Annotated in this window: 24 protein-coding genes; 13 read left to right on the top strand and 11 right to left on the bottom strand. The window is 60.7% G+C overall.

The window, feature by feature from the left end:
- The first annotated feature begins 105 nt into the window (after positions 1–105).
- The 7 genes from Q0K02_RS05030 (at position 106) to Q0K02_RS05000 (ending at position 7789) form a co-directional block, all read left to right on the top strand.
- On the top strand, positions 106–2013 hold the full coding sequence (locus Q0K02_RS05030) for a TRAP transporter large permease subunit (RefSeq protein ID WP_294485624.1): 1908 nt from the start codon (positions 106–108) through the stop codon (positions 2011–2013).
- Between the two features lie 24 nt (positions 2014–2037).
- Positions 2038–2268: a ferredoxin family protein gene (locus Q0K02_RS05025; RefSeq protein ID WP_294485622.1), complete on the top strand. Its 231-nt coding sequence runs from the start codon at positions 2038–2040 to the stop codon at positions 2266–2268.
- A 9-nt stretch (positions 2269–2277) separates the two neighbouring features.
- A complete protein-coding gene (locus Q0K02_RS05020; protein ID WP_294485620.1) occupies positions 2278–3960 on the top strand; it encodes an FAD-dependent oxidoreductase in 1683 nt (560 codons plus the stop codon).
- A 60-nt stretch (positions 3961–4020) separates the two neighbouring features.
- Complete coding sequence (locus Q0K02_RS05015) at positions 4021–4272, top strand: ferredoxin family protein (protein ID WP_294485618.1); 252 nt, start codon at positions 4021–4023, stop codon at positions 4270–4272.
- Complete coding sequence (locus Q0K02_RS05010; protein ID WP_294485617.1) at positions 4269–5954, top strand: FAD-binding protein; 1686 nt, start codon at positions 4269–4271, stop codon at positions 5952–5954. Before Q0K02_RS05015 ends, Q0K02_RS05010 begins: the two co-directional genes overlap by 4 nt.
- Positions 5955–6101: 147 nt before the next feature.
- Complete coding sequence (locus tag Q0K02_RS05005) at positions 6102–7181, top strand: LacI family DNA-binding transcriptional regulator (protein WP_294485616.1); 1080 nt, start codon at positions 6102–6104, stop codon at positions 7179–7181.
- Positions 7178–7789 (top strand): hypothetical protein, encoded by a 612-nt coding sequence (locus Q0K02_RS05000; RefSeq protein ID WP_294485614.1) that lies wholly within the window; start codon positions 7178–7180, stop codon positions 7787–7789. The genes Q0K02_RS05005 and Q0K02_RS05000 overlap by 4 nt, the downstream gene beginning before the upstream one ends.
- Positions 7790–7927: 138 nt before the next feature.
- On the opposite strand, the gene Q0K02_RS04995 is transcribed toward Q0K02_RS05000, so the two are convergent.
- Together Q0K02_RS04995 and Q0K02_RS04990 are read right to left on the bottom strand one after the other, a co-directional pair.
- Positions 7928–8752 carry a phosphodiesterase gene (locus Q0K02_RS04995; RefSeq protein WP_294485612.1) on the bottom strand — a complete coding sequence of 275 codons (825 nt, stop codon included), beginning with the start codon at positions 8750–8752 and terminating at the stop codon, positions 7928–7930.
- A 234-nt stretch (positions 8753–8986) separates the two neighbouring features.
- Complete coding sequence (locus Q0K02_RS04990; RefSeq protein WP_294485610.1) at positions 8987–10318, bottom strand: MFS transporter; 1332 nt, start codon at positions 10316–10318, stop codon at positions 8987–8989.
- Positions 10319–10644: 326 nt separating this feature from the next.
- Between Q0K02_RS04990 and Q0K02_RS04985 the strand changes: the two genes are divergently transcribed.
- From Q0K02_RS04985 to Q0K02_RS04960, 6 genes are all read left to right on the top strand, one after another.
- A complete protein-coding gene (locus Q0K02_RS04985) occupies positions 10645–11733 on the top strand; it encodes a LacI family DNA-binding transcriptional regulator (protein ID WP_294485609.1) in 1089 nt (362 codons plus the stop codon).
- Between the two features lie 12 nt (positions 11734–11745).
- Complete coding sequence (locus Q0K02_RS04980) at positions 11746–12174, top strand: C-GCAxxG-C-C family protein (protein ID WP_294485608.1); 429 nt, start codon at positions 11746–11748, stop codon at positions 12172–12174.
- Positions 12175–12278: 104 nt separating this feature from the next.
- Entirely contained in the window at positions 12279–13232 is a 954-nt protein-coding gene (locus Q0K02_RS04975) for an ABC transporter substrate-binding protein (protein WP_294485607.1), read from the top strand.
- Positions 13229–13984 carry an ABC transporter ATP-binding protein gene (locus tag Q0K02_RS04970; RefSeq protein ID WP_294485606.1) on the top strand — a complete coding sequence of 252 codons (756 nt, stop codon included), beginning with the start codon at positions 13229–13231 and terminating at the stop codon, positions 13982–13984. The genes Q0K02_RS04975 and Q0K02_RS04970 overlap by 4 nt, the downstream gene beginning before the upstream one ends.
- The gene (locus tag Q0K02_RS04965) at positions 13981–14742 is read left to right on the top strand and encodes an ABC transporter permease (RefSeq protein WP_294485605.1); all 762 of its coding nucleotides are present in this window, start codon (positions 13981–13983) and stop codon (positions 14740–14742) included. The genes Q0K02_RS04970 and Q0K02_RS04965 overlap by 4 nt, the downstream gene beginning before the upstream one ends.
- 6 nt (positions 14743–14748) lie before the next feature.
- Entirely contained in the window at positions 14749–15783 is a 1035-nt protein-coding gene (locus Q0K02_RS04960) for a beta-eliminating lyase-related protein (RefSeq protein WP_294485602.1), read from the top strand.
- 77 nt (positions 15784–15860) lie between these two features.
- On the opposite strand, the gene Q0K02_RS04955 is transcribed toward Q0K02_RS04960, so the two are convergent.
- The 9 genes from Q0K02_RS04955 to panC form a co-directional block, all read right to left on the bottom strand.
- On the bottom strand, positions 15861–16703 hold the full coding sequence (locus tag Q0K02_RS04955; protein WP_294485601.1) for an amidohydrolase family protein: 843 nt from the start codon (positions 16701–16703) through the stop codon (positions 15861–15863).
- Between the two features lie 66 nt (positions 16704–16769).
- The gene (locus tag Q0K02_RS04950; protein ID WP_294485599.1) at positions 16770–18245 is read right to left on the bottom strand and encodes an SLC13 family permease; all 1476 of its coding nucleotides are present in this window, start codon (positions 18243–18245) and stop codon (positions 16770–16772) included.
- A 2-nt stretch (positions 18246–18247) separates the two neighbouring features.
- Positions 18248–19189 carry a LysR family transcriptional regulator gene (locus Q0K02_RS04945; RefSeq protein ID WP_294485598.1) on the bottom strand — a complete coding sequence of 314 codons (942 nt, stop codon included), beginning with the start codon at positions 19187–19189 and terminating at the stop codon, positions 18248–18250.
- A gap of 45 nt (positions 19190–19234) precedes the next feature.
- Positions 19235–20065: an amidohydrolase family protein gene (locus Q0K02_RS04940; protein WP_294485596.1), complete on the bottom strand. Its 831-nt coding sequence runs from the start codon at positions 20063–20065 to the stop codon at positions 19235–19237.
- Between the two features lie 229 nt (positions 20066–20294).
- The gene (gene panF, locus Q0K02_RS04935) at positions 20295–21764 is read right to left on the bottom strand and encodes a sodium/pantothenate symporter (protein WP_294485594.1); all 1470 of its coding nucleotides are present in this window, start codon (positions 21762–21764) and stop codon (positions 20295–20297) included.
- On the bottom strand, positions 21761–22045 hold the full coding sequence (locus Q0K02_RS04930) for a YhdT family protein (RefSeq protein ID WP_294485593.1): 285 nt from the start codon (positions 22043–22045) through the stop codon (positions 21761–21763). Before Q0K02_RS04930 ends, panF begins: the two co-directional genes overlap by 4 nt.
- 31 nt (positions 22046–22076) lie before the next feature.
- Complete coding sequence (locus Q0K02_RS04925; RefSeq protein WP_294485591.1) at positions 22077–23045, bottom strand: bile acid:sodium symporter family protein; 969 nt, start codon at positions 23043–23045, stop codon at positions 22077–22079.
- 79 nt (positions 23046–23124) lie between these two features.
- On the bottom strand, positions 23125–23514 hold the full coding sequence (gene panD / locus Q0K02_RS04920; RefSeq protein WP_294485589.1) for an aspartate 1-decarboxylase: 390 nt from the start codon (positions 23512–23514) through the stop codon (positions 23125–23127).
- 3 nt (positions 23515–23517) lie between these two features.
- Entirely contained in the window at positions 23518–24363 is an 846-nt protein-coding gene (panC, locus tag Q0K02_RS04915) for a pantoate--beta-alanine ligase (RefSeq protein WP_294485588.1), read from the bottom strand.
- Between the last annotated feature and the right edge of the window lie 1355 nt (positions 24364–25718).

The following is a 25718-nucleotide window of genomic DNA, read 5'->3' as shown; positions in this document are numbered from 1 at the left end:
CTCCCGGCAGCTGCGACTTTCCGAGGCCCGCTCCGCCTTTTCTTCTCCGACCCTCCGCGCCGAGAGCGCGCTCAGTCTGCGTCTTCGCCTTTTTCGGGAGAGCCCATGTCAACGTCAACGATGCCCCGCGAATACCCCCTGCTCGAAAAGATATGCGCCTCCAGCGCATTCATTGAAAAGCCGCTGCGCTGGTGCGGCAACGTCGGTATCTTCTTTTTCTTCCTCATGGTGGTCATCACCTTTGCGGACGTCTTTCTCCGCTACTTCTTCGGCAGGCCGCTCGACGGCACCGTGGAAATCACCGGCCTCATGATGGCCATGATCGTGTTCTCGTACACCGGCTACGCCCAGTACACGAAAACGCACATCAACATGGACATCATCACCCACAAGCTCCAGCCCGACACCAAGGCCGCGCTGGAATTCGCCACCACGGTATGGTCCATGTTCACCATAGCCATGTGCATCTACGCCATGACCCGCTACGGCATGACCAACCAGAAGGCGACCCCCATTCTCGGCATTCCCTACGCGCCCTTCATCTTCCTCGGCGTGGCCGGCGTGTGCCTGCTCTTCCTCGCCCTCGTGCGCGACACCCTCGTTTCTCTGCTGGAAATGCTGCGTCAGGCCGGAAGTACGAAAATCCTCATCGGCGTGGCCCTCGCCGTCATTCCCCTGCTCGTGGCCTGGTACTTCGGCACCCACCGCATCATGGGCCTGAGCGGCCTGCACGTGGGCATCGTGGGCATCGTCGTGCTGTTCACCCTCTTCTTCCTCGGCATGCCCATCGGCTTCGCCCTCATGGCCACGGGCCTGCTCTTCGTCTGCGTGCTGCGCGGACAGCTGGCCGGCGTCAACATGTTCGGCAACTCCTGGTTCAACACCGTTTCCAACTACACCTGGGCGCCCCTCATGTCCTTCATGCTCATGGGCTACGCCTGCTACTACAGCCGCTTCGGCGAAGATCTCTACCGACTCGGCACGGCCTGGATAGGCCACATGCGCGGCGGCCTCGCCATCGGCACCGTGGCCGCCTGCACCCTCTTCGGCGCCGTGGTGGGCGACACGCTCTCCGGCACCATCGCCATGTCGGCCATCGCCCTGCCCGAAATGCGCAAGGCCCGCTACGACGACAAGCTCGCCCTCGGCACCCTTTCCTGCTCGGGCACCATCGGTTCGCTCATCCCGCCTTCCACCACCTTCATTCTCTACGGCGTGCTGGCCGAACAGTCCATCGGCGACCTGTTCATGGCCGGCATCCTGCCCGGTCTGCTCTGCATGGTCTGCTTCATGGGCATCGTATGGCTCATGGTGCTCAAGAATCCCGATCTGGCTCCCCGCCGCGAAAAGGCTCCTCTGGCCGAACGCGTCTCCTCCCTCAAGGGCGGTCTGCCCATCGTGCTGCTGTTCATTCTCGTCATCGGCGGCATCTACGGCGGCCTGTTCACCGCCACCGAAGGCGGCGCCATCGGCGCGGCGGGCACCCTTATTCTCGGCCTCGTCATGGGCAGGCTGAAGTGGTCCAACTTCCGCAAGTCCATGGAAGAATCCAGCCGCTTCACCGCCATGTGCTTCACTCTGCTCGGCGGCGCCACCATCCTCGGCTACTTCATGACCATGTCCCGCATGCCCACCATGCTCGCCAACTCCATCGCCTCCCTCGACGTGGCTCCCATCGTGGTCATGTGCGTCATCGTCATCGTCATGTGCGTGCTCGGCTGCTTTCTGCCCGCCATTCCCCTCATCCTCATCACGGTGCCCATCTTCCTGCCCATCGCCAAGAGCTTCCACTGGGATCTGGTCTGGTTCGGCGTGATCTTCGCCATCCTGAACAACATGGCGTCCATAACGCCGCCGTTCGGCATCAACCTGTTCGTCATGAAAGGCGTGGCGGACGTGCCCCTCGGACTCATCTTCCGGGCGGCCACGCCCTTTGTGCTGGCCCTGTTCCTCTGCCTTGCGCTCATCATCGCCTTCCCTTCGATTTCCCTCCTCATTCCCAGCCTCATGTAGGTCAACCGCATCAAGGAGATTTCCATGCCTCCCATCATCCATGCCGACCGCTGCACTCACTGCGGCATGTGCGCAACCATCTGCCCCATGAACATCTTCAAGCATGAAAAAGGGCAGACGCCCCGGGTGGCCTACCCGGAAGAATGCTGGCACTGCAACGCCTGCGTTCTCGACTGCCCGGCTCATGCCGTGGAACTGCGCCTTCCCCTCAATTACATGGTGCTGCACGTCGATGCGGACACCCTGCACGCCTAGGAGTCAGCCATGCTTGCATTCAATCCTCCCCTTTCCACTGATGTCCTGGTTGTCGGCGGCGGTATAGGCGGTCTGTGCGCGGCCATTTCCGCCGCCCGCGCAGGAGCCAAGACCATGGTGGCCGAAAAGGCCGACACCCGCCGCTCCGGTTCCGGCGCCACGGGCAACGACCACTTTGCCTGCTATTACCCCAAGGCCCACGGCAGCGACATCCGCGTCATTCTCAAGGAACTGCGTCAGAGCCTCGTGGGCGCCTACCACGATGAAAAGCTCTCCCTGCGCTTCCTGGAAGAGAGCATCCACATGGTGGACCGCTGGCTGGAATGGGGCATCAACATGAAGCCCTTCGGCGACGACTACGAATTCATGGGGCACGCCTATCCCGGCCGTCCGCGCATCTGGCTCAAGTACGACGGTCACAATCAGAAGCAGGTGCTCACCAGACAGGCCAAAAAGGAAGGCGTGGAAATCGTCAACCACATGCCCGTCATCGACCTCATCAAGATCGACGGCGAAATTGCTGGCGCGCTTGCTCTGGACGTTTCCAAGGATACGCCCAGCTTCACCGTCATCCGCGCCAAGAAGGTGGTGCTCTCCACCGGTACGGCCAACCGTCTGTATCCGGCCGCGGGCTCGCCGGGCTGGCCCTTCAACACGGCCTTCTGCCCCGCCTGCACGGGCGCCGCTCAGGCGCAGGCCTGGCGCATCGGCGCGAAGATGGTGAACATGGAAATGCCCAACCGTCACGCCGGTCCCAAGTTCTTCGCCCGCGCGGGCAAGTCCACCTGGATAGGCGTGTACCGCTATCCCAACGGCAAGCTGCTCGGCCCCTTCGTGGACAGAGCCACCCGCTATGTGGGCGACATCACCTGCGACGTGTGGAACTCCGCCTACACCGACGTGCTTCTGAACGGCAGCGGCCCCGCCTACATCGACTGCACCCAGACCAAGCCCGAAGACCTCGCCTTCATGCGCGAGGGCATGATCAGCGAAGGACTTACCACGCTGGTGGACTACATGGACCGCACCGGCCTCGACGTTTCCAAGCACGCCGTGGAATTCATGCAGTATGAGCCGCACATCATCGGCCGCGGCCTGGAAATCGACATCGACGGCCAGACCTCCGTTCCCGGCCTCTACGCCGCGGGCGACATGGTGGGCAACTTCCGCGCCGACATCGCTGGCGCGGCCGTGTACGGCTGGATTGCGGGCGGTCACGCCGGCGCTTCCGCCGCCTCCTGCGAGCTCAAGAATGCCGAAACTTCGCCCTGGGTTGCGGAACGCGCTCAGCTCTACAGCAGCTTCATGGAACGTGAAAGCGGCGCGGCCTGGAAGGAAGCCAACCTCGCCGTGCAGCAGATCATGGATTCCTACGCCGCTGCGGGTCCGCATCGTCTGCGTTCGGCCACGCTGCTCACCGCCGGTCTGAAGTACATGGCCGATCTGCGCAAGAACGCGATCAACGAAATCTCCGTGCCGGACGCGCACAGCCTCATGAGAGCCATCGAAACCCTCGACCTCATGGACAACGGCGAAATCATCATGCACGCCGCCCTCGAACGCAAGGAAACCCGCGGCATGCACATGCGCTCCGACTACACCTTCACCAACCCCCTGCTCTCCGACAAGTTCCTCGACGTCTGGCAGGAAAACGGCACCGTCCGCACCGAATGGCGTCAGTGCTGGAATTAGCCCCCTGTTGCAGCGCCGCCCCGAGGGGCGGCGCTCCCCGCACATCAAAGGAGAAACGTCATGCCTCCCGTTATTGATCCCAGTAAATGCGTAGGTTGCGGAACCTGCGCCGATATCTGCAACTCCAATATCTTCGTGTTCGACCGCTCCAAGGACAAAATGCCTCAGGTCAAATTCCCGGACGAATGCTGGCACTGCGACTCCTGCGTGCTCGACTGTCCCAAGGGCGCCATCACGCTCCGTATTCCTCTGGCGTTCACGCTGCTGCACGTCGATGCCGACTCCCTTAAACCCCAGGAGGCGAAGTCATGATTCCTGTTTCCAAGACTATTGAAGCCGATGTCGTCATCGTTGGCGGCGGTATCGGCGGGGCCATGGCCGCCATTGCGGCATCCGAAGGCGGAGCCAAGCGCGTGGTCGTGCTGGAAAAGTGCCATGTGAAGCGTTCCGGCTCCGGGGCCACGGGCAACGATCATTTCAGCTGCTACATTCCCGAAGTCCACGGCGACGACGTGGAACCCGTGCTCACCGCCCTCATGAACAGCCTCGTGGGACAGGCCAAGGACGTGGAACTCATGCGCCTGCACCTTCTGGAGAGCTTCGACATCGTGAAGAAGTGGGAAGAATGGGGCATCAACATGCGTCCCCTCGGCCGCTGGAACTTCCAGGGACACGCCCTGCCCGGCAAGCCCCGCGCCTTCCTGAAATTCGACGGCCGCAAGCAGAAGGCCGTGCTCGCCGAACAGATGAAGAAACACGGCGTCACCGTGCTCAATCACCATCCCGTGGTGGAGCTCGCCAAGGAAAACGGCCGCGTCTGCGGCGCGCTCGCCATCGACGCCGGCAAGCCCGAACCCTCGTTCGTGCTGGTGAGCGCTCCCTGCGTCATTCTGTCCACGGGCCTCACTCATCGGCTCTACGTCAACGGCTCCACGCCCAACTATCTGTTCAACACCGCCCACTGCCCCAACAACGCCGGCGGTCAGGCCCTCGGCTGGCGCATCGGCGCGAGCATGGTGAACATGGAAATCCCCTACACCCACGCCGGCACCAAGTACCTGCAGCGCGCAGGCAAGGCCACGTGGATAGGCGTGTACCGCTACCCCGACGGCAAGCCGCTCGGCCCCTTCGTGACCAAGCCCGATCCTGAATACGGCGACGTCACCTCCGACATCTGGAATTCCGCCTTCCTCGACGTCATGCACAACGGCCGCGGCCCCGCCTACCTCGACTGCTCGGAAAACACGCCCGAAACTCTGGCCTACATGCGCAAGGCCATGTTCGACGAAGGCCTCTCCGCCCTCATCGCCTACATGGACGCCAAGGGCATTGATCCGGCGAAGCACGCCGTGGAATTCACCCGCTTCGAGCCCATCCTGCACGGACGCGGCCTCGACGTGGACAAGAACGGACAGACCACCGTGCCCGGCCTCTACGCCGCGGGCGACATGGTGGGCAACGCGGGCTGCGGCCTCGGCCTCGCCGCCTGGATGGGCTGGAGAGCCGGTCACGCCGCCGCGGCCGACGCCGCTTCGGCCAGGGGCAGTGCGGATCTCGCCGCGAATCCCGCCATCAAGGCCAAGATGGAACTGCTCTCCTCCTTCATGGACAGAGAAATCGGCGCGGAATGGCAGGAAGCCAACATCGCCCTCACCCAGATCATGAGCGACTACGCCAACGTGGGCCCCTACAACGTGCGTTCCGAAACGCTGCTCAAGGCCGGTCTCGGCTACCTGGCCCAGCTGCGCGAGGAAACGAACGCCAGCATGAAGGCCTCCTGCTCCCACACCCTCATGCGCGCGGCGGAAGTGCTCGACCTGTTCGACTGCGCCGAATGCATCATGCGCTCCGCGCTGGAGCGCAAGGAAACCCGCGGCAATCACAAGCGTGCGGACTACACCTTCACCAATCCGCTTCTTGCCGACAAGATGCTCGACGTCACGAAGCAGGACGACGGCTCCGTCGTCACCTCGTGGCGCAACATGAAACATTGATGGCACGGGGGAGCCTGCTCCCCCGCGTTCATCCCCGAAAGGGCCGGGAATTCCGTCATCCCGGCCCTTCTTTTTTCTCCAAAAGACGCTCTCGGCCATTTGACGAAAACCGGGCTTGCCGTTAGCTTCCTTTTCTGGAGAACCGCCGTGAATGCCAAGAAAAAAGTGACGCTGGAAGACGTGAGCCGCAACGCGGGCGTGTCGCTGAGCTCCGTTTCCATGATCCTCAACGCCCGGGCCGACGTGTCCTTTTCCCCGGAAACGGTGCAGAAGGTGCGTCAGGCCGCCAAGGAACTCGGCTACCGCGCGCCCTCGCGGCGCGCCAAAGGCCGCCTGCCGGGAAGAAACGTGGTGTTCATCGTCACGCCGAACATCGCCAACGCCTATTATTCCGGGCTGGTGCAGGCCATTCAGCAGGCCGCCGAGGAACGCAGCTTTTCCACGCTCATCTTCACCACCTACCGCGAGGCCAAAAAGGAAGAGGAAGTCATGAACATGGCCCTGGCGCTGGGCGCCGCGGGCATGATCTTCACGCTCACCCCCCAGAGCCTGCGCAAGGTGGAAAAACTCAACGGCAAGATTCCCGTCGTGGTCATGGGCGACAAGAACTCCAGCCCCAAAATCGACACCGTGGAGCTCGACAACTACAGCGCCGGCGTGCTCATCGCGCGCCACATGCTGAGCCTCGGCCACAGGCACATCGCCTTCATTTCCGCCATGATGAACGCCACCAACGCCATACGTCTGCGCAGGCTGCAGGGCGTGAAGGACGTCTATGCCGAAAACCCCGGCTGTTCCGTTCAGGTGTTCACCAGAGACTACACTCCGCACGAGGAACTCAACAGCATCGATCTGGAACAGCGCATAGGCTACGAGCTCGCCGCGGAATGCCTGAAAAAGAAAAGCCGCATTTCCGGCTTCGTGGCCGTGAACGACTTCATCGCCTACGGCGTGCTCGACGCCATTGCGGACAAGGGCTTCCGCGTGCCCGAAGACTACAGCGTGTGCGGATTCAACAATCTGTCCTCCTCCCGCATTTCGCGCGTGGGACTCACCACCGTGGAACAGCAGACGCAGGCCAGAGCCCGCAGCGCCTTCGACATACTCTACGAGCGCATCTGCGGCGGCGACGCCGTCAGCGACCTCACCCGCATGGAATACACCCATCATCTGCTGGAGCGCCGTTCCACGGCTCCGGCCCGGCAGTCTCTGCAGGAGAAATCATGAAGAATCTCGCTCTGTGCGTTCTTTGCCTCGCGCTGCTCTCCGGCTGCAGCATGTCGTCTCTGCCCTTCCTCGGCGACGACGACGGCACGCCGCCCCCCGCAACAGCCAAAAAATCTCCCGACCGCAAGCCGACCTTCGGCGTGTCGCCGGAAGCGCAGACCTATCTTTCGCAGGCCATGGAATACTGGACTCCTTCCGGCGAATGCACGAATCCGGAACGCGCCGCCGCTCTGCTCGACAAAGCCGTGGACGCCGATCCGCTGGATCCCGCGCCCTACCTCATGCGCAGCCTGGCCCTGAGCGATCTCGGCTACTTCAACGAAGCCTTCGACGACGCCACGCGGGCCATCCGTCTTTCTCCCACGGCGGAAGCCTACGCCACGCGCGGTCTGGTGTGCCTGAAGCAGCATCAGCCCGAAGGCGCGCAGCGCGACTTCGCCTACGCGGAAAAAATCAATCCCAACGAGCCGCTCATCTACGTGTACCGCTCTGCGGGAGCCTTTCTCGACGGGCGCAACGGCGACGCCTGCGCCGATTTGAAAAAAGCCTGCGATCTCGGTCACTGCCGCCCCTGGAACACCGCCACGGAAAACAAGCTCTGCCGCTGACGGAAAAAAAGAACACATGGTTACGCAAAAAGGCCGTCGCTTCGTGAGAAGCGGCGGCCTTTTCGAGGAGGAATGACAGGGACAGGGGACCCCTGGCAATTGCGCGCCCTTCGGGGGAACCTCCGGGCGCGGAAACGTTTATTCTTCCGTGGGATTCACGGAATCGAGGAAGCGGTACGGACCGGCGTAGGTGGGCGTGCCGTAGATCTGGCAGACATGGGTGTTCCATGCGCCGTCGCGCCAGTCGTGCAGCAGATAGCCGGGGGCTTCCATCACGAAGGTGTCGCCGCCTTCGGGAGAGAAGTCGAGGTCGATCTGCATGGAGGCAGCGGGAGCCGTCAGGGCCATCACTCCGCCCCACTGCGTGAAGATGGGACGGTGCATGTGACCGCAGCACAGACGCACCCAGGGAGCCTTTTCCAGAATGCCGCGCAGACGATCCACGTTTTCATAGGGCTCGTCCATGGCGCCCATGCCCGTGACGAAGGGCGGATGATGCATGAACACCAGGGTGGGCACGCCGGGGCGACGCGCCAGTTCCTTTTCCAGCCACGCGGCGCACGGTTCCGGCATGTGTCCGGAATGAGAGCCGGGGCTCATGCTGTCCATCATGAGAAAGCGCACTTCGTCCTCTTCCACGGCGTAGCAGAGCCAGGGCTCGGTTTCGGCGTTTTCGGGGCACCAGCCCTTGAGGATGGAACGCATTCTGTCGCGCCGGTCGTGGTTGCCGGGAACCGCGTAGATGGGAATGTTCAGGGGAGAGAGCGCGTCGTAGAGCATGTGATAGGCGTGCTCGTCGCCGCTGTCGGCCAGGTCGCCGGTAATGACCATCATGTCCGGCTTCTGGGCCAGGCCGAAAAGATGCTTCGCCGCCGTCTCAAGACATTTCGGGGTGTCCACCACGCGAAAGGAAAGACGGCCGTCTCCGCGGAGATGAAAATCTGAAATCTGAAGTACTCGCATGATAAGTTCCTTGCGTCAGGGGGAATCCCTTCCGCGTCCGGGTCAGATGTTTTCCATGTCGCCACCCGGGGGCGAACTGCGTCGCGCCTGCGAGCCGGTTCTCGCCGATGCGGCAGGCGCGGACGACGGACGTCGTTTTGCATTCCGCACGGCCCGAAATACGGGCCGACGCGCCGGACGAAAAAATGATGCGCCGGAAACGAACCGGGAGGGGAAATCCCCTCCCGACAGTCGCTAGACGTGCTCCACGTCGTCGCCGAGGCGGCGGACCGCAGCGTTGTGCTTGCGCTGCACGATGAAGGCCGAAATGCCGCTCGTGGCCGCAGCCAGCATGGTGTAGAGGCACACGTAGATGGGATCGCCGTCGGCAACCTTGATGAAGTAGGTGCACAGACCGGGCACGATGCCGGCCACGAGGAAGCCGGGGAACTGATACACGATGGAAATGCCGGTGTAGCGCACGTCGGCGGGGAAGAGGTCGGAGAACAGGGCGGCTTCAGGACCGAACACGCCGGCGTAGAACACGCTGATGGGAACGATGATGGCGATGCCGATCATGAACAGATTGCCTTCGCTCGCGCCCATGAGCCAGAAGGAGGGGAAGATGGACAGGCCGCAGAGAATGCTGGCCACGCCGTACACCAGGCCGCGGCCGTAGCGGTCGGCAAGACGTCCGGCAATGAGGATGAAGGGGCACATGACCAGAGCGGAGATCATGACCATGGAGAGGGCTTCGGTGCGCGGCACGTTCACGTACTGCACGAGATAGGTGATGACGAACACGGCCAGCACGTTGAAGAACACGCCGTCGATCCAGCGGGCGCCGATGCCGAGAGCGATGTTGCCGGGATGTTCCCTGCACACCTTGACGATGGGCAGGGTCTTCTTTTCCTTGTCCTGATGGGCCTTTTCCTGAGCCTTCTGGAAGTCGGGGGTTTCAAGGATGTGCATGCGGACGTAGAGAGCCACGCAGACCAGCAGCACGCTCACGAGGAAGGCCAGTCTCCAGCCCCAGGCGAGGAACTGTTCGTCGGTGAGGCCCCAGGAGAGCAGGGCCACCACGCCGGAAGACAGGCACAGGCCCGTGGCCAGACCCATCTGCGGGATGCTGGCGTAGAAGGCGCGTTCCTTCTTGCTGGCGTATTCATAGGTCATGAGCACGGCGCCGCCCCATTCGCCGCCGAGGCCGAGGCCCTGGCAGAGACGGAACGTCTGCAGAATGATGGGCGCGGCAATGCCTATCTGCGCGTAGGTGGGCACAAGACCGATGCCGATGGTGGCAAGACCCATGATGAGCATGGTGAGCACGAGCATGCTCTTGCGGCCCAGCCTGTCGCCGAAGTGGCCGAAGACGAATCCGCCGAAGGGACGGGCCAGATAGCCGATGGCAAAGGTGCTGTAGGCGAGAAGCGTGCCGATGAAGGGATCTTCCGTGGGGAAGTACAGCTTGTTGAAGACGATGCCCGCGACAACGCCGTACAGGAAGAAGTCGTACCATTCAATGGTGGCTCCGAGAAGGCTGGCCAGTACCACCTTGCGGATTTCTTTTTTGCTGGGCGCGCTCATAATAAAGCTCCTGATGAAGATTGAGGAAAATTTTTCCCCGGGCCTTGCAGAGAATTTTATTAAAATTTTAATTAAAAGTTTTCTGATATTTTAATTAAAATTTTAATAAAATTTCCACACAGCTGCGGTTCATGTTTTTTCCTTGTACGGCTATTCCAGCAATTAATCAAGGGAAATTATCATTTTTTCTAAAAGCTAAAAATTTAATATTTTAAATCGAGTCTTTTCTTTTTTCAAAATTTATTTTTAAAATTTTAGTAAAACTCTCTTCCTTCGTTTGACGAAATTCCGCCTTGCCGTTAGCCTGCTGCCTGGAGAGAGCTCCCATGACGACGAAAAAAAGAATCACCCTGGAAGACGTGAGCCGGACGGCCGGCGTTTCGCTGACCACCGCTTCCATGATACTCAGCGGAAGGCCGGACGTGTCCTTCTCCCCCGAAACAGTGCAGAACGTGCGCCGCACGGCCGACGTTCTGGGCTATCGCGCGCCCGTGCGGCGCAGAAGCCGTCCGCTGTCTTCCAGAAAGCTCGTGCTCATCGTCAGCCCCAACGTCGGCAACGCCTACTATGCCAACATGGTGCAGGCCATTCAGCAGTCTGCGGAGCAGCACGGCGTTTCCACGCTCATCTTCACCACCTACCGCGACGCCGAAAAGGAAAAGGAAATCCTCGACATGGCGCTGGAAATGGGGGCTTCGGGCATGGTGTTCACCATGATGCCGCAGAGCGTGGAGCAGCTGGAAAAGGTCAACCGCAGCCTGCCCATCGTGGTCATCGGCGACAGGAACACCAGCCTCAACGTGGATACCGTGGAGCTCGACAACTACAGCGCAGGCATGCTGGTGGGGCGTCACATGCTCGGGCTCGGGCACAGGCACATCGCCTTCATTTCCACCACGCTCAACAACGCCAACGCCATACGCATACGCCGGCTCGACGGCGTGCGGGCCGTCTATGCCCAGGAGCCGGACACCTCCGTGCAGGTGTTCGCCCGCGACATCACGCCCCTTGAGGAACTGAACGACATCGGCATAGAACACCGCACGGGCTACGAACTCACCATGGACTGCCTGAAACGCTGTCCGGGCATTTCCGGCATTGTGGCCGTCAACGACTTCGTGGCCTACGGCGTGCTCGACGCGCTGGAGGACAAGGGGCTGAAAGTGCCGGACGACTACAGCGTGTGCGGCTTCGACAATCTCTCCGCTTCCCGCTTCTGGAACGTCGGCCTCACCTCCGTGGAACATCACATCGAGGAAAAGGGCAGAAACGCCTTCACCATTCTCTACGAGCGCATGACCGGCAACAGCACGCCCAACAACATCACGCGCGTGGAATTCTCCCATCATCTGCTGGAAAACCGCTCCACCGCGCCCTTCCATCCCTCCCGGGAAAAAACTGATTCCGTCCTTTAAAAGGAAGGCTCCATGACCACGACCGTGCAGCGCGTTCACGACCTCTACTGGAACAGCAACCTCAACTGCGCACGCGCCATGCTCGCCTGTCTCGGCGAGGCCTTCGGCGTGACCGTGGCCCCGCAGACCTTCCATGCCGCCGTCGGCATGCACGGCGCAGGCAGATTCCGCGCCCAGTGCGGTCTCGTGGAAGGCGCGCTCATGTTCATCGGCATTCTCGGCACGGAGCGCGGCAAGACGGAAAAGGACATAGAAATGCTCTGCCGCAACTTTGCCGAAGCCTTCACGGCGCGTTTCGGATCCCTGCTCTGCCGCGATCTGCGGCCCGGAGGCTTTCAGCCTTCCGATCCGCCCCACGCCTGCGAAGGCGTCACCGTGGAAGCCGTGGACTTTGCCAAACGCTTTCTTGCCGACGCCGGATTCCGCCCGCAGCAGGACTGACGTTCCGCATTCCGCCATTCGCCCGGCCCTGCCGCCTGCCGCGCACGTCCCCTTTTGCCGACGCCGCCCTGTTCCGCCAACCTTCAACACTCAAGGGAACGCCCATGTCCATACTGAAAAAAGCCGCCCTCGCCCTGACGCTCGCCCTGTTCTGCGTCCATGCCGCCCAGGCAGCCGACGCCCTGAAAATAGGCTCCCTGCCCGCCGCGGACTCGCTCATTCTGCACGCCGCGCAAAAAGACGGCGTGTTCGCCGCCCACGGCCTCGACGTGGAAGTCGTGCCCTTCCAGAGCGCTCTGGAACTCGGCGCCGCCATGCGCGCAGGCTCGCTCGACGGCCATTTCGGCGACATCATCAACGTGCTCATGCAGAACGAAAACGGCGCGCCGCAGATCATCGTGGCCACCACCTCCCACTCCTCGCCGAAGGCGCGCTTCTTCGGCCTGGCCGTCAGTCCGAAATCTTCCGCCGAGTCGCTGGCCGATCTCAAGGGCAAGACCTGTTCCATCGGCCGGGCCACCATCGTGGATTTCGTGCTCGACTCGCTGCTTGCGCAGGAAGGCGCGGCCGGTTCGCTGGAAAAGCGCGACATCCGGCAGATTCCGGTGCGGCTTCAGATGCTGCTCTCCGGGCAGATAGAATCCGCGCTGCTGCCCGAACCTCTGCTCTCTCTGGTGGAAGGTCAGGGTGCGCGCGTGCTCCTCGACGACAGAAAGCTCGATCTGCCGCTTGCCGTCATCGCGCTGCGAAAGCCGGGCAATGCCGACGATCCGGCCTTTGCCGACCGCATTCAGCGCTTCCGCGCAGCGCTCAAGGAAGAGGCCGAACGCATCAACGCCGCGCCCGACGCCTACAAGGCCATGATGCAGCAGCTCGGCCTGCTCGCGCCCAAGGCCGCGGAGCACTACGCCATGCTCCGTTTTGAAGACCCCTTCACGCCGCTGGGCCTGCCCTCGGAAGAGGCTCTGCGACGCTACGCCGAGTGGATGCAGCAGAACAGACTGCTCAAAAAGGGCCTTCCCGCCCTGAGCGACATCGTGTTTCAGGAAAAGAAATGAGCGAAGAGATGCTGCGCGTCGCCTCGCTGGGCAAGAGCTTCGGAAACAACGTCGTGCTCGACGACGTTTCCTTTGCCCTGCCCGCCGGGGCGTCTCTGGCCATCATCGGGCCTTCCGGCTGCGGCAAGAGCACGCTGCTTTCCGTCATTGCCGGACTTGCTCCGGCAAGCTGCGGCAGCGCCTCGCTGCCTTTGCCGTGGAAAACGGCCTTCATTCTTCAGGACTACGGCCTCTTTCCCTGGAAAACCGTGCGCGACAATCTGGCGCTCCCCCTGCAGCTTCGCGGCGCAGGAAGAAAGGAACGCGCCGCCGCCGTGGCCGACATGCTGAAGGAACTCGGTCTGGAGGGGCTGGAGCAGCGCTTTCCGGTGCAGCTTTCCGGCGGCCAGCGTCAGCGCGTGGCCATCGGCCGCGCCCTCGTCTCCCGCCCCGACCTTCTGCTCATGGACGAACCCTTCGCCGCGCTCGACGCCATCACCCGCGAGCACCTGCAGAATCTGCTGCTGCACGTCTGGCAGCGCCGACGCATGAGCTTCATGCTGGTCACCCACAACGTGGCGGAAGCCGTCTTTCTCGGCCGCTACATCATGGTGCTCGGCGGCCGCCCGGCCACAAAAAAGCTGTGGCTGGAAAATCCCTGTTTCGGCGACGCCTCCTGCCGGAACAGCGACGCCTACTTCTCCCTCATACGAAGCGTTCACGAGGTGCTGGAAGATCCGGAATCCCGCAGCGCGGAGGCGGCGCAGTCATGAAGATTCTCGACATTCTCTTCCGCTACGTCGTGGCCTTTTTTGCCCTGCTTCTGCTCTGGCAGGCGGGCGCGTGGGCGCTCGGCCCGTATCTTCTGCCCGCGCCGCTCGACGTGCTTGACGCCTGGATGCAGTCCCTCGGCGATTCCGTCATGCAGGAGCACATCCGAAGCAGCGCCTTCCGCGTGGCCGCTGCCATGGCGCTGGCCTTTCTTATCGCCTTTCCGCTGGGCATTCTGCTCGGCTACCGCAGACGCATCGACCGCTATGTTTCTCCCATGGTCTTCCTCACCTATCCCCTGCCCAAAATCGTGCTGCTGCCCGTATTCCTCACGCTGTTCGGCCTGGGAGACCTTTCCAAAATTCTCATCATCGCGCTGACCACCGGCTATCAGATTCTCGTGGTCACGCGCGACGGCATCCGCCAGCTCGACGCCCGCTATCTCGACGCCTTCCGAACCCTCGGCGGCACCGCGGCCCAGCTGGTGCGCCACGTGCTCGTGCCCGCCGCCCTGCCCAGCGCCATGACGGCCCTCAAGGTCAGCAGCGGCACCGCCGTGGCCGTGCTCTTCATGGCCGAATCCTTCGCCACGCAACGCGGTCTCGGCTTTCTCATCATGGACGCCTGGGGCCGCGGCGATCAGCTCGAAATGTTCTGCGGCATTCTGTCCATGAGCCTGCTCGGCCTTGCCGTCTATGAAATCTGCCACGTCGCCGAAAGGGTGCTCTGCCGCTGGAAGCGACTGGAAAACAGGAGATGACACCCCATGCTTCGTTTTGAATCGGACTACGAAGAAGGCGCGCATCCGCGCATTCTGGAACTTCTCGCCCAAAGCAATCTCGAACAGACGCCCGGCTACGGCGAAGATCATTACTGCGACGAGGCCCGTAACCTCATTCGCGCCGCCTGCGCCGCGCCCGGAGCCGACGTGCAGTTTTTGGTCGGCGGCACGCAGACGAACTTCATCGTCATCGAATCCGCGCTCCGGCCCTGGCAGGGCGTGCTCTGCGCCGACAACGGCCACATCAACGTGCATGAAACCGGCGCCGTGGAGGCCACCGGTCACAAGGTGCTTGCGCTGCCCGCAAAGGACGGCAAAATAAGCGCCCGGCAGATTCGCGAAGCCTGCGCCCGGCACTTTGCCGACGACTCCCATGAACACATGGTGCAGCCGGGCATGGTGTACCTCTCCTCTCCCACGGAATTCGGCACGCTGTACGCCAAAGCCGAACTGGAAGAAATCAGCCGCGCCTGCCGCGAACTCGGCCTGCCCCTGTTCGTGGACGGCGCGCGCATGGGCTACGGCCTCATGTCCCAGGCAAACGACCTGACGCTTGCCGACTACGCCCGCCTGTGCGACGTCTTCAGCATAGGCGGCACCAAGGTGGGCGCGCTCTTCGGCGAAGCCGTGGTCATCGCCTCCCCCGCCCTGAAAAAGGATTTCCGCTACCTCATGAAACAGCGCGGAGCCATGCTTGCCAAGGGAAGACTGCTCGGCATCCAGTTCGCCGCCCTGTTCCGGGACGATCTGTATTTCCGCATTGCCGAACGCGCCGACAAGCTGGCCATGCGTCTGCGGCAGGCCTTCACGGAAAAGGGCTGGCCGCTGCTCTACGATTCCTTCACCAATCAGCAGTTTCCCATAGCGCCCAAAGCCGAACTCGAACGCCTCGCCAGCAAATATTCCTTCGGCTTCTGGCAGCACATGGACGAAGCGCACAGCGCCGTGCGCTTCTGCACGAGCTGGGCCACGACCGAAGAGGCCGTCGAGGCGCTCATCAGCGACATCCGCGCGCTCTGAGCCTCCCGCATCGCACGCAAAAGGGCCGGATGTTCCTCATAGAACATCCGGCCCTTTTGTGCTCCGAAACAAAAACGCTAATCGTCCAGACCAAGAAGACGCGCGGCATTGCCGTACATGACGCCTTCCATCACTTCCGGGCGCAGTCCCCAGTGCTTATAGTATTCCACGGCCTGCCGCACATCCACGCACGGATACGCCGAACCGTACAGAAACTTTTCCGGAATAAGGTAGTTGGCCGCATCCAGATACTCCCGGTTGCCCGGCACGTTCATGGTGTAGAGATCCGGGGCCAAGTACACGCCTTCGCGCTCAAAGGCCACATGGCAGATGCCGCCGACGTTGGGCCATCCGCCGTGGGCAATGACCAGCTTCAGCTTGGGAAAGTCCAGCGCCACCCGTTCGATGATCATGGGATCGGTGTAGCTGAGATCCGGGGCCACGAATCCGCCGAACGAAATGAACACGGGAATGTTCGCCGCCTGGCACTTTTCGTAGATGGGATACACGGCTCTGTCGTCCGCCCGGAGCGCCGGACGGCAGAAGCCCGGCTCCACCAGCACGGCCCGGGCCGAGCCGCGCAGCACAAAGCGGTCGATTTCGTCGAGGGCTCCGGCGTCGTGCGGATCAATGCCCGCCACGCCGACAAAGCGCCCCGGCCAGAGACGGTTCAGCTCTTCAAGATCGGCATTGTCCATGCCCGTGGATTTGCGTATCAGCACCGCGCCCGAAACGATGCCGGCCTCGTCCATTTCCCGGATGAAAAGATCCATGGACTTCTGCCTCGCCGATTCGCCTATGGTCATGCCGAAGCGCCGGGCAAAGGATTCCGGCTCGAAAAGCTCCCGGCCGGGATTGTTGAACATCCCTTCGCAGATGCTGCGGAAGGGCGGACGAATGCGCATGTCGAATATTTTCATGGTCGCACCTCTGCGTCGTTTGTCGTTGCCGGAAGCCGTCAAAACCGGCCGCTTCCGGCGTTCACGCTACATGCTGAAACCGTACACCATGCCGATGACGGGGAAGCCGAACACGAACAAGAACAGAAGTCCGGCCAGCACGGCAAACGATCCGGCCTTGAAGGCCGTCCGCACGCCTATCCATTCCACGTTCGAGAACATGATGGCCGCGCAGGTGGACGCCGCGGGCGTGGCGTAGGCGCAGGCCGCGGCAATGATGACCAGCACCGTGAGCGCCACGGGATTCAGACCGAGCATCTGGCTCACCTGATAGCCGATGGGCACGGCGATGAGCACAAGGCTCACGTTGTGCGTGAACTGCGTGGCCACGTTGATGATGAGAGAGAACAGAATCAGGAAGGCCACCACGCTCGTGCCTTCAAGGCTCGAGCTCATGACGGAGGCAAGCCACGCGGTAATACCCGCCGCGTCGCTGCTCACCGCCGCAGACACGGGAATGGCCGCCGCCGTAATCCAGAACACGTTCCAGTGTATGCCGTCGCGGGCGCAGACGTCGAAGTCCAGAATGGGCCGACCTTCCAGACGCATGACGCACAGCGCAATGAGCACCACCGCCACGGCCGAAAGGAAGTTGAACTTGCCGAGCATGCCCAGCGCGCCGGCGTTGCCCAGCATGAGGTTGGGAATGAGCATGAGCGCCATGAACACCACCAGCGCGACTGCGGCCACCTTTTCCCGCGTGTTCAGCTTGAGTTCGCGGCGCATGCTTTCCAGATATTCTTCGGAAAGGTTCATGAGCTTGCTCACGTCCGGGCGGAAAATATACTTCATCACCAGGAAATACGCCACCACAAAGAGCAGGCACAGCGGAATGGTCACGGCCATGAAGGTGAGGTAATCCAGAGTCAGCGCGCCCTTGGACGAGGATTCCAGCGCGCCGATGGCCAGAATGCACACGTTGCACCAGGGCTTGCAGCCGAAGGAAAGCACGGCGGTGATGGCCACGCCCGCGCAAAGGAACGCGGGATAGCGTTCGCCCTTCCTGTAGCCCGTTTCCTCAAAAATGCTGTAGAGCAGGTTCCACACGAGAAAGACCACGGCGTTGCCGTCCACAAGAAAGCTCACCACGAAAGAACCGACGAGCACCATGAACGTGAACGTCCACGGCCGTCCCACCAGACATTTGCGGCTCAGAAACCAGCTCGACATCTTTCTGTTGATGCCGCTTTTTTCGCAGAACGACGTGAACACCAGCACGAGCAGCATGAAGATGACCAGATGATTGCTGAAGGCGCTGGCAAAGGCGTCCTGAGGGGTTTTGAAGAATCCGCACAGGCCCAGAGAAAAAATGCTCAGCATGCTGGGCCAGATGAAGCCTATGAACGTCCAGCCGTACAGCAGGCCGATGAACACCCCGAGAATGGACATGCCGAACGGCGAAATGCCGTCGAAGGGAATATAATGAAAGCCGAAGGTCAGCAGAAAATATATGACGGTATGAATCCAGTAACTGTCTCTGGATTTCACTGCAGATGCATGCACAATCATGTCTCCTCTTCGTTTCCTCTCGGGAGGAACGAAATAAACGATTTGAGAATCTCTCCAGGCTCTCCGTTCAGAAGATAGCCCGTCACGGCGGTCATGCTTTCTCTGATGTCGATGGTCGTTATGCCTTGAAGGTAGGTCCGAAAGGGTTCGGCGCCGTCAAGGAAGATGTCGTGCAGAAAGCCTATGCCCACGTTGTTGGCTATGGAGTGACTCCAAAGATTCAGCGATGTCGTGGCAAGCACGATGTTGGGCCTGCCGTAGCGGGAAAGCAGAGAATAGAGGGGCGTGTTGCACATTTCGTCGGCCGCCCCGCCTATGATCGGTTCCCGGATGAGCCTGCGCAGAGAAACGGAGCGACGCCGCGCCAGCGGATGCGTCTGCCCCACGCAGGCGTGATACCCGCCCCCGGCCAGAGGATGAAACGTCAGACGCTCGTCGGCAAAAAACGACGGATCCGGACGCCCCTCCGAGGTGACGGGCACATTGAGAATGCCGATGCTGTACGTATCCGGTTCCGCGGGACTCAGCATCCGTTCGCGGATGCCGTCGGCGTTGAGCGTCGAGGTCACCACCCGCACGCGCGGATAGCGCGCGCAGTAGCGCTCCACAATGCTGAACAGCCTTGCCAGATAAAACGCCGTGTTCACGTACACGCGCAGCGTGCCGCGAAGGCCGTCGCCGCTTGCGGACGTGAAGCCGGCGGTCAGTTCCCGGTATCGGGGAATGACGTCCGCCGCAAAGGCCAGAAGCTGCCGCCCCTCCGACGTGAGGGCCACGCCCCGCGACGAGCGGCGAAGCAGCGTCACGCCGAGTTCCGCCTCCATGTTTTTGATGGAGGCGCTCAGCGCCTGCTGCGTCATGTGCAGATTTCTGCTGGCGCTGGCCAGAGAACTGTGCTTGGCAACCTCAAGAAACGAAGAAAGCTGTTCCAGTCTCATGGATTCTCCTTTTCCCGCCGGACACCAGCGCTTCGGGAAAAGGAACTACAACCCGAGAAAACGACGGGCGTTTTCCTCCATGAGGTACGGAAGCCGCTCCGCCCTCACGCCGCAGGAACGACAGTGCCGCTCCGCGTCCGCCATGGAAATGATGGGCGCGGCGGAAGCAAAGATCATTCTGTCGTAAAGCAGTCCGTTGGCCGCCGTAATGTAGTCGCTGCTGCCGGGGGCATTGAGCATGTACATATCCGGAGCAATATAGACATTGCCGCGATTGAATGCAATTTCGCATACTTCCGTCACAAACGGCCAACCGCCGTGGCTGAGCGCCATGCGCATGCGGGGAAAGGTTCCGGCCACCTTGTCCAGGGCCAGAGGCGTATAGTACTCAAGACCGGGGGTAAAAATGCCGCCGTAGGTGAACACCACGGGCACGCCTGCTTCCTGGCAGCGCTCATACAGAGGAAACACCCTCGGATCGTCCACCTTCCAGTGTTCGGGATCAAAGGCGGGCTCCAGAGCGATGCCCGCGCAGGGGCCGTGAATCACATACCGGTCGAGCTCTGCCATGGCCTCGTCCATGCCCATGAGCGGAGCAATGCCTGCAAGGCCGATGAAGCGGCCGGGCCAGCGTGCAAACAGGTCCAGCAAATCTTCGTTGTTCCCCCCGCATCCCTTGCGGATGGGAACCACGGCCTGCGTCACGTTGCAGCCGTCCATTTCCGCTATGAGATCTTCCATGGAAAAGGTGCGCGCGCAGGGAGAAATATGCATGCCGAAACGCGCCGCACGCTGCGTGACGTCCTCAATATTGTTGTAGAACTCCGCCGTCTTATAACTTGGAATAGGCGGCCTCACCCTGAAATCTATACTCATGATTCCTCCGCATTGACCATTATGCTATTTCAGCAATGCCCATACGGAGAAATAAAGTCCAACAAATATTTTTACCAATGATGAGGCAAGCTACAAAAATTATTTGTTGTCGCATAAACCGGAGACGGCATCGCAAGAGCCATCCGCAACGCTTTAACGCGCAAGGGGGCGTTTTACAGCACTCTCTGCAAAACGCCCCCGTCCTGACATCCGAAAAAATTTTCGAGAATCAGTCTTCCCAGAACAGCCGCGTCACCTCGTCGGGCACGGCACGGCCCCGAAGGTTCCCCAGCCAGAACGCCAGCAGAGAAACAACGCAGGTCGGCACGATGGCGTGCACCCCGCCCAGCGGAACCTTGAACACGGAAAGCAGCACGAACGTCGTCACCCCGATCACCATGGACCAGAGCGCGCCCGACGCGTTGGCCTTCTTCCAGTACATGCCGAGCACTATGGGCCAGAGAAACACGGCTTCCAGGCCGCCGAAGGCGAACAGATTGATCCAGACCAGAAGATCCGGCGGATCAAACGAGGCGAGAAACACCAGCACGCCCACGGCCAGCGTGCAGCAGAAGCTCATGCGTCCTATTTTCGAGGCCGATATCTTCGACGCGTCGTTCCTGAGCCGATAGCGGATGTAGAGATCCTTGATGATGGACGCCGAAACCAGAAGCAGCATGGTGTCCACCGTGGACATGATGGCCGCAAGCGGACCGGCCACAAACACGCCGGCCCAGAACGGCGGCAGAAGTTCGAGAATGAGCGACGGAATGATGAGATCGCCGGACGTAAGTCCGGGCATGACGGCGCGTCCCAGAACGCCCGACAGATGCATGAACAGCAGCAGAAAACCGATGATGAGCGTGCCCATGATCATGGCGTCGTGCATGGAGCGCGAATCCTTGTATCCGAAGCAGCGCTGCGTGGTCTGCGGCAGACCGAGAATGCCGAGTCCCACCAGAATCCAGAAGGAAAAGAGCATGGGAGCCGGAATGCTGTCCCCAGCGCCGGAAGGAGAAATCAGACCGGGATCAATGCCTTTCAGCGTCTGAATGCACTGTTCCATGCCGCCGCCGGCCCGAACCACGGCAAAAAAAATGACCACGGAGGCAATCAGCATGACCACGCCCTGCAAGGCGTCCGTCACGGCCACGGCCCGGAATCCGCCCACGGTGGTGTACAGCACGACCGTGATGCCGAACAGCGCCAGCCCCACCTCATACGGATATCCCGTCACCGCCTGAAACACGCGGGCCCCGCCGATGAACTGCGCAATCATGGACGCCGCAAAAAAGATCAGCACCGCCACGGAACACAGAATGACCACCGCGTCGCTCCGATACCTGGCGTAAAGAAAATCCGTAATGGTCACGGCATGAATGCGACGACCGACCATGGCAAAGCGCTTGCCGAGAACGCCGAGCGTAAGAAACGTGGTGGGCACCTGAATCATGGCCAGCAGCACCCATCCGAGGCCCAGCTTGTAGGCCACGCCGGGGCCGCCCACGAAGCTGCTCGCGCTGGTGTAGCTGGCAATGATGGTCATGGCCAGCACAAAGCCGCCCATGGTTCGGCCGCCTATGAAGTATTCTTCAATAAAACCGCTGCCGTTGCCCTTTCTGGACTGCCGCTGCGCCCACACGGCCAGAAGAATCGTCAGAATCAGATAGCCGACAAGAGGAACAAGAGCCATATTCATGAACGCTTCTCCTCGTCGATGTTTTCGTCGTTCCTGTTCTCGTCAAGAGGAATGTCGGCAAAAAAGCGCCGGACCACGATCCACAAAATCAGCGTCATGACGGGATACCCAAGCACGCAGCTGTAAAAAAACCATGCCGGCAGACCGAACACATAGCTGTATTCCTCTGGATCGCCCGAGCCGAGGCCGAAGGCAAACGCCGTCCACCACACGAAAAAAAAGATGTAAAGACCAAACGTAATCAAGGCTTCCCGGTCGGCCTGTCTGAACGCTCCGCGCATATGTCAATCCTCTGTCGCAGTGTTCCCTGAATCATGACGCGTCTGCCGCGTCGGAAAGAAGTTCGTCGTCATTCCGCGCTCTTCGCCTCCAGGTCGCAAAAAGAGCGCCGGAAATATTCTGCCATGCGCTGAACAGCGCCCCCGGCAGCGTGGCCAGAGGAAAGCCGGCAAAATTCGCCGCCGCCAGCGCCACGGCCAGTCCGCTGTTCTGCATGCCCACTTCCACGGCCACGGCCGTTCTTCCGGCGTAGTTCATGCCGAAAAGCGCGGCTATGCCGAGTCCGAGCAAAAGCCCTGCTCCATTATGCAGGAAGACCAGCAAAAGCACCAGCAGGCCGCTCTCGGCAATCTTGTCCGCGTTGACGGCCACAATGCCGCCCACAATGAGCACAATGCCGCTCACGGAGACGAGTGGACAAAAATCCACGCATCGGCGCACCAGGCCCCACGCCGCCCTCCGCAAAAACAGCCCCGTCAGCACGGGAGCCAGAACAATGTTCATAACCGAGGCCATCATGGCCGGAAAGGACACGTCCACCCGGCTCCCTGCAAGCAGATAGACCAGAAGCGGCGTCAGCACGGGCGCAAGAAGCGTGGATACCACCGTCATGCTCACCGAAAGCGCCACGTCGCCGCGCGCAAGATACGTGATGACGTTGCTGGCCGTTCCTCCCGGCGCGCACCCCACAAGAATGACCCCGAGGGCCAGTTCCGGCTCCAACGAAAAAAGTTCCGTCAGCCCCAAGGCCAGCAGGGGCATCACGCAAAACTGCGCCGCACAGCCCGCCGCCAAAGCTCCGGGGCGCTGCCACACGGCCCGAAAATTCTCCGGACTTATGGAAAGCCCCATGCCGAACATGATGACGGCAAGAAAAAGCGACGTGTGCGGCACCGTCCAGGCAAACAGCGGGGGATACATCCAGGCCAGAGCGGAACAGAACAGTATGAGAACGCCTATATGTCGGGCCAGCAGCATGCTGAGCCGCCTGAAAAACAACATGTGTCATCTCCATAAAAGGATAAGGACAAGGCCGGACATGTTCGGCAGAATGTCCGGCCTTGTCCTTAGGGCAGATAAGCTACACGTCCGCAAGACTGCCGTGCTTTTCATAGTCGGCGACACGGACCACCCTGTTGAGCGAATCCACGAAAGCGACCTTCGGCCTGAAGGCACGAACCTCTTCCGGCTGCATGAGCGCATAGGCCATGATGATGACCATATCTCCCGGCTGCACAAGACGCGCAGCCGCACCGTTCAGACATACCACCCCGCTGTTCCGCTCACCGGCAATGGCATAGGTTTCAAGGCGCTGTCCGTTGTTCACGTCGACGACCTGCACCCTTTCGTATTCCTGAATGCCTGCCGCCTCCATAAGCTGCTCGTCGATGGTGATGCTGCCCACGTAATCAAGCTCAGCCTGCGTCACCACCGCCCGATGAATTTTGCCTTTCAGCATCGTCAGCAGCATGTTCTAGCCTTCAAAAACAACGTTGTCGATGAGGCGGGTTTTGCCGATGTACACGGCAATGGCGCAAAGCACCGGCCCCCGGATTTCAGCCACGGGCTGCATGGAAGAGGCGTCCACCATTTCCACATAGTCGATGCGGGCCAGGGGCTCGCCCTCCAACATCTTCCGCATGGCGGAAAGCACCGTCTCGGCACGGCGTTCTCCCTGCTCCATCATGGTCCTGCCGAGGGTCACGGCGCGGCTCAGCACGACGGCCGCCTGCCGCTCCTCCGCATTGAGGTAGGTATTGCGGGAGCTTCTGGCCAGCCCGTCCGCCTCGCGCACAATGGGGCAGCCTATGATCTCCACATCAAAGTTGAGATCGCGGACCATGCGACGAATGACGGCAAGCTGCTGGGCGTCCTTCTGCCCGAAATACGCCCTGTCGGGAGCAACAATATTAAAAAGCTTGCTCACCACCGTACACACGCCGCGAAAATGGCCGGGACGACTCTTGCCGCACAGCCCCTCCGTCAGGCCGGTCATATCGACCCAGGTGCAGAAATCGGACGCGTACATATCCTCGGGGCGGGGATGAAAAATCAGATGCGCTCCGGCAGCCTCGCAAAGGCGGCTGTCCGCATCAATATCGCGGGGATAGCTCGCCAGATCCTCATGAGGACCGAACTGCGTGGGATTGACGAAATCGCTGACCACGACGCGATCATTTTCCGCGACCGCCCGCACAATAAGACTCTTATGCCCCTCATGAAGATACCCCATGGTGGGAACAAGGCCGACGCTCAGGCCCAGACGACGCCATTCTTTGACCTGCGCTCTGACTTCGACGACAGAAGAAACGATGTTCATAACCGCTCCCGATATGCTTTTGTATTGAAGCCGACTCCACGCCGACTGCTGTGAACAGGCGAAGACGACGCTATGCATGAACCTCTTCAAAACACATGAAACGCCGGACTTCAGGCCCGAAATGCCGCAAACTCTTTCCGTCTGCACGAGGCAAGGCCTCGTCATGAAAACGGTATGGAAGGTGACGTTAGTCAAAAAAACAAATAATGGCAACCAGATCGACTTTTGTTGCCGCCAGGATACCCTCTGCGTCCACAACATTCCCCCCCAAAAAAAATTGGCATGACAAAAGACCGCACCTCGTATTTTATTGCTCTCTTTTTCGGAGAGCTCAAAGCCTGATGCTCTTTTATGGAGTTTCCGGCAGAAAACACCGCGGATTTTTTATGGCGCATCACCGTATGTCACGGAGGATTGAATCTGCGCTGCCGAAGGCTCCTGTCGCTTTCACGAGTACAATATTTCCAGAAGACATGTTCCCGCCATGCCTCGCCTGCACAAGATGTGCGACATCTCCGATTAAGGTTGCTTCATCCAGCCAGAGCCGCCGCTGAAGGCAATTTTTTTTTCGTTCACTTCCACCCGCTCTCAAGGATTCCGCACAGGTTTGGGAGAAAAACTCTCCCCAGCCTCAAAAAAATCAAAGAGAGCATCCCCCTAAACAGCGAGCCCTTCCTCGCCTGCCGATCCTCAACGTCAGGCGGCGGCACTTCATCGCCGACGCTCCACTGCAACGGGGAAAAGAGAAAAAATATTTTTCGCCGAAGAAACAACAAACTGCAAAGCGTCAGGACTGCGCCTGCACGGCAATGCTGTTCTGACCGTCAAAGGCCTCAGCCGAACTCTGAAATCTTCGTCCGGCCGACTCCGCCGCTGCGATGTTTTCTTTTGAAGGCCCTTCCGCCTGAAAAAATACAGCCCGGCCAGGCCGAGCAAGGCGCGAGCGGCAACAGGCATGTTTCCAGACAGGAAAGTCCGATGTTGCGGATGTCGCGGGAGGATCCTCGATTTTTCTCTACAAACTTCCTCCCGCGGCTTTGTCGCCGCGGTATTTTCCTTTTCAGTCGCTTCCCGTGTCGCGGGGCTCCTCGATCAGTCCCCAAAAACTTCTTCCCGTCAGGCCCGCCGCTGAGGAAATTTTCTTTGCTGCTCTCTTCCTCCGCCTCAGCCATCCGAAGGAATTAAAACAAAAAAGGGAAGGAAAAACCGGAGCGGATCTTCCTTCCCTCAAAACGCATTCTGCAAGCGCAGGTCTTTAAACGACGAAAGGCTCCTCTTCAGGAGCCTTTCTAAAGATAACCTTGGCATCGGCCTACTTTCCCACGTAAAGATGCGCAGTATCATGGGCGATGAAG

The sequence above is a fragment of the uncultured Mailhella sp. genome, from assembly GCF_944324995.1.
GTDB lineage: Bacteria > Desulfobacterota > Desulfovibrionia > Desulfovibrionales > Desulfovibrionaceae > Mailhella.
Note: the sequence above shows the minus strand (reverse complement) of the source record. Positions and strands in the feature narration are given on the sequence as shown.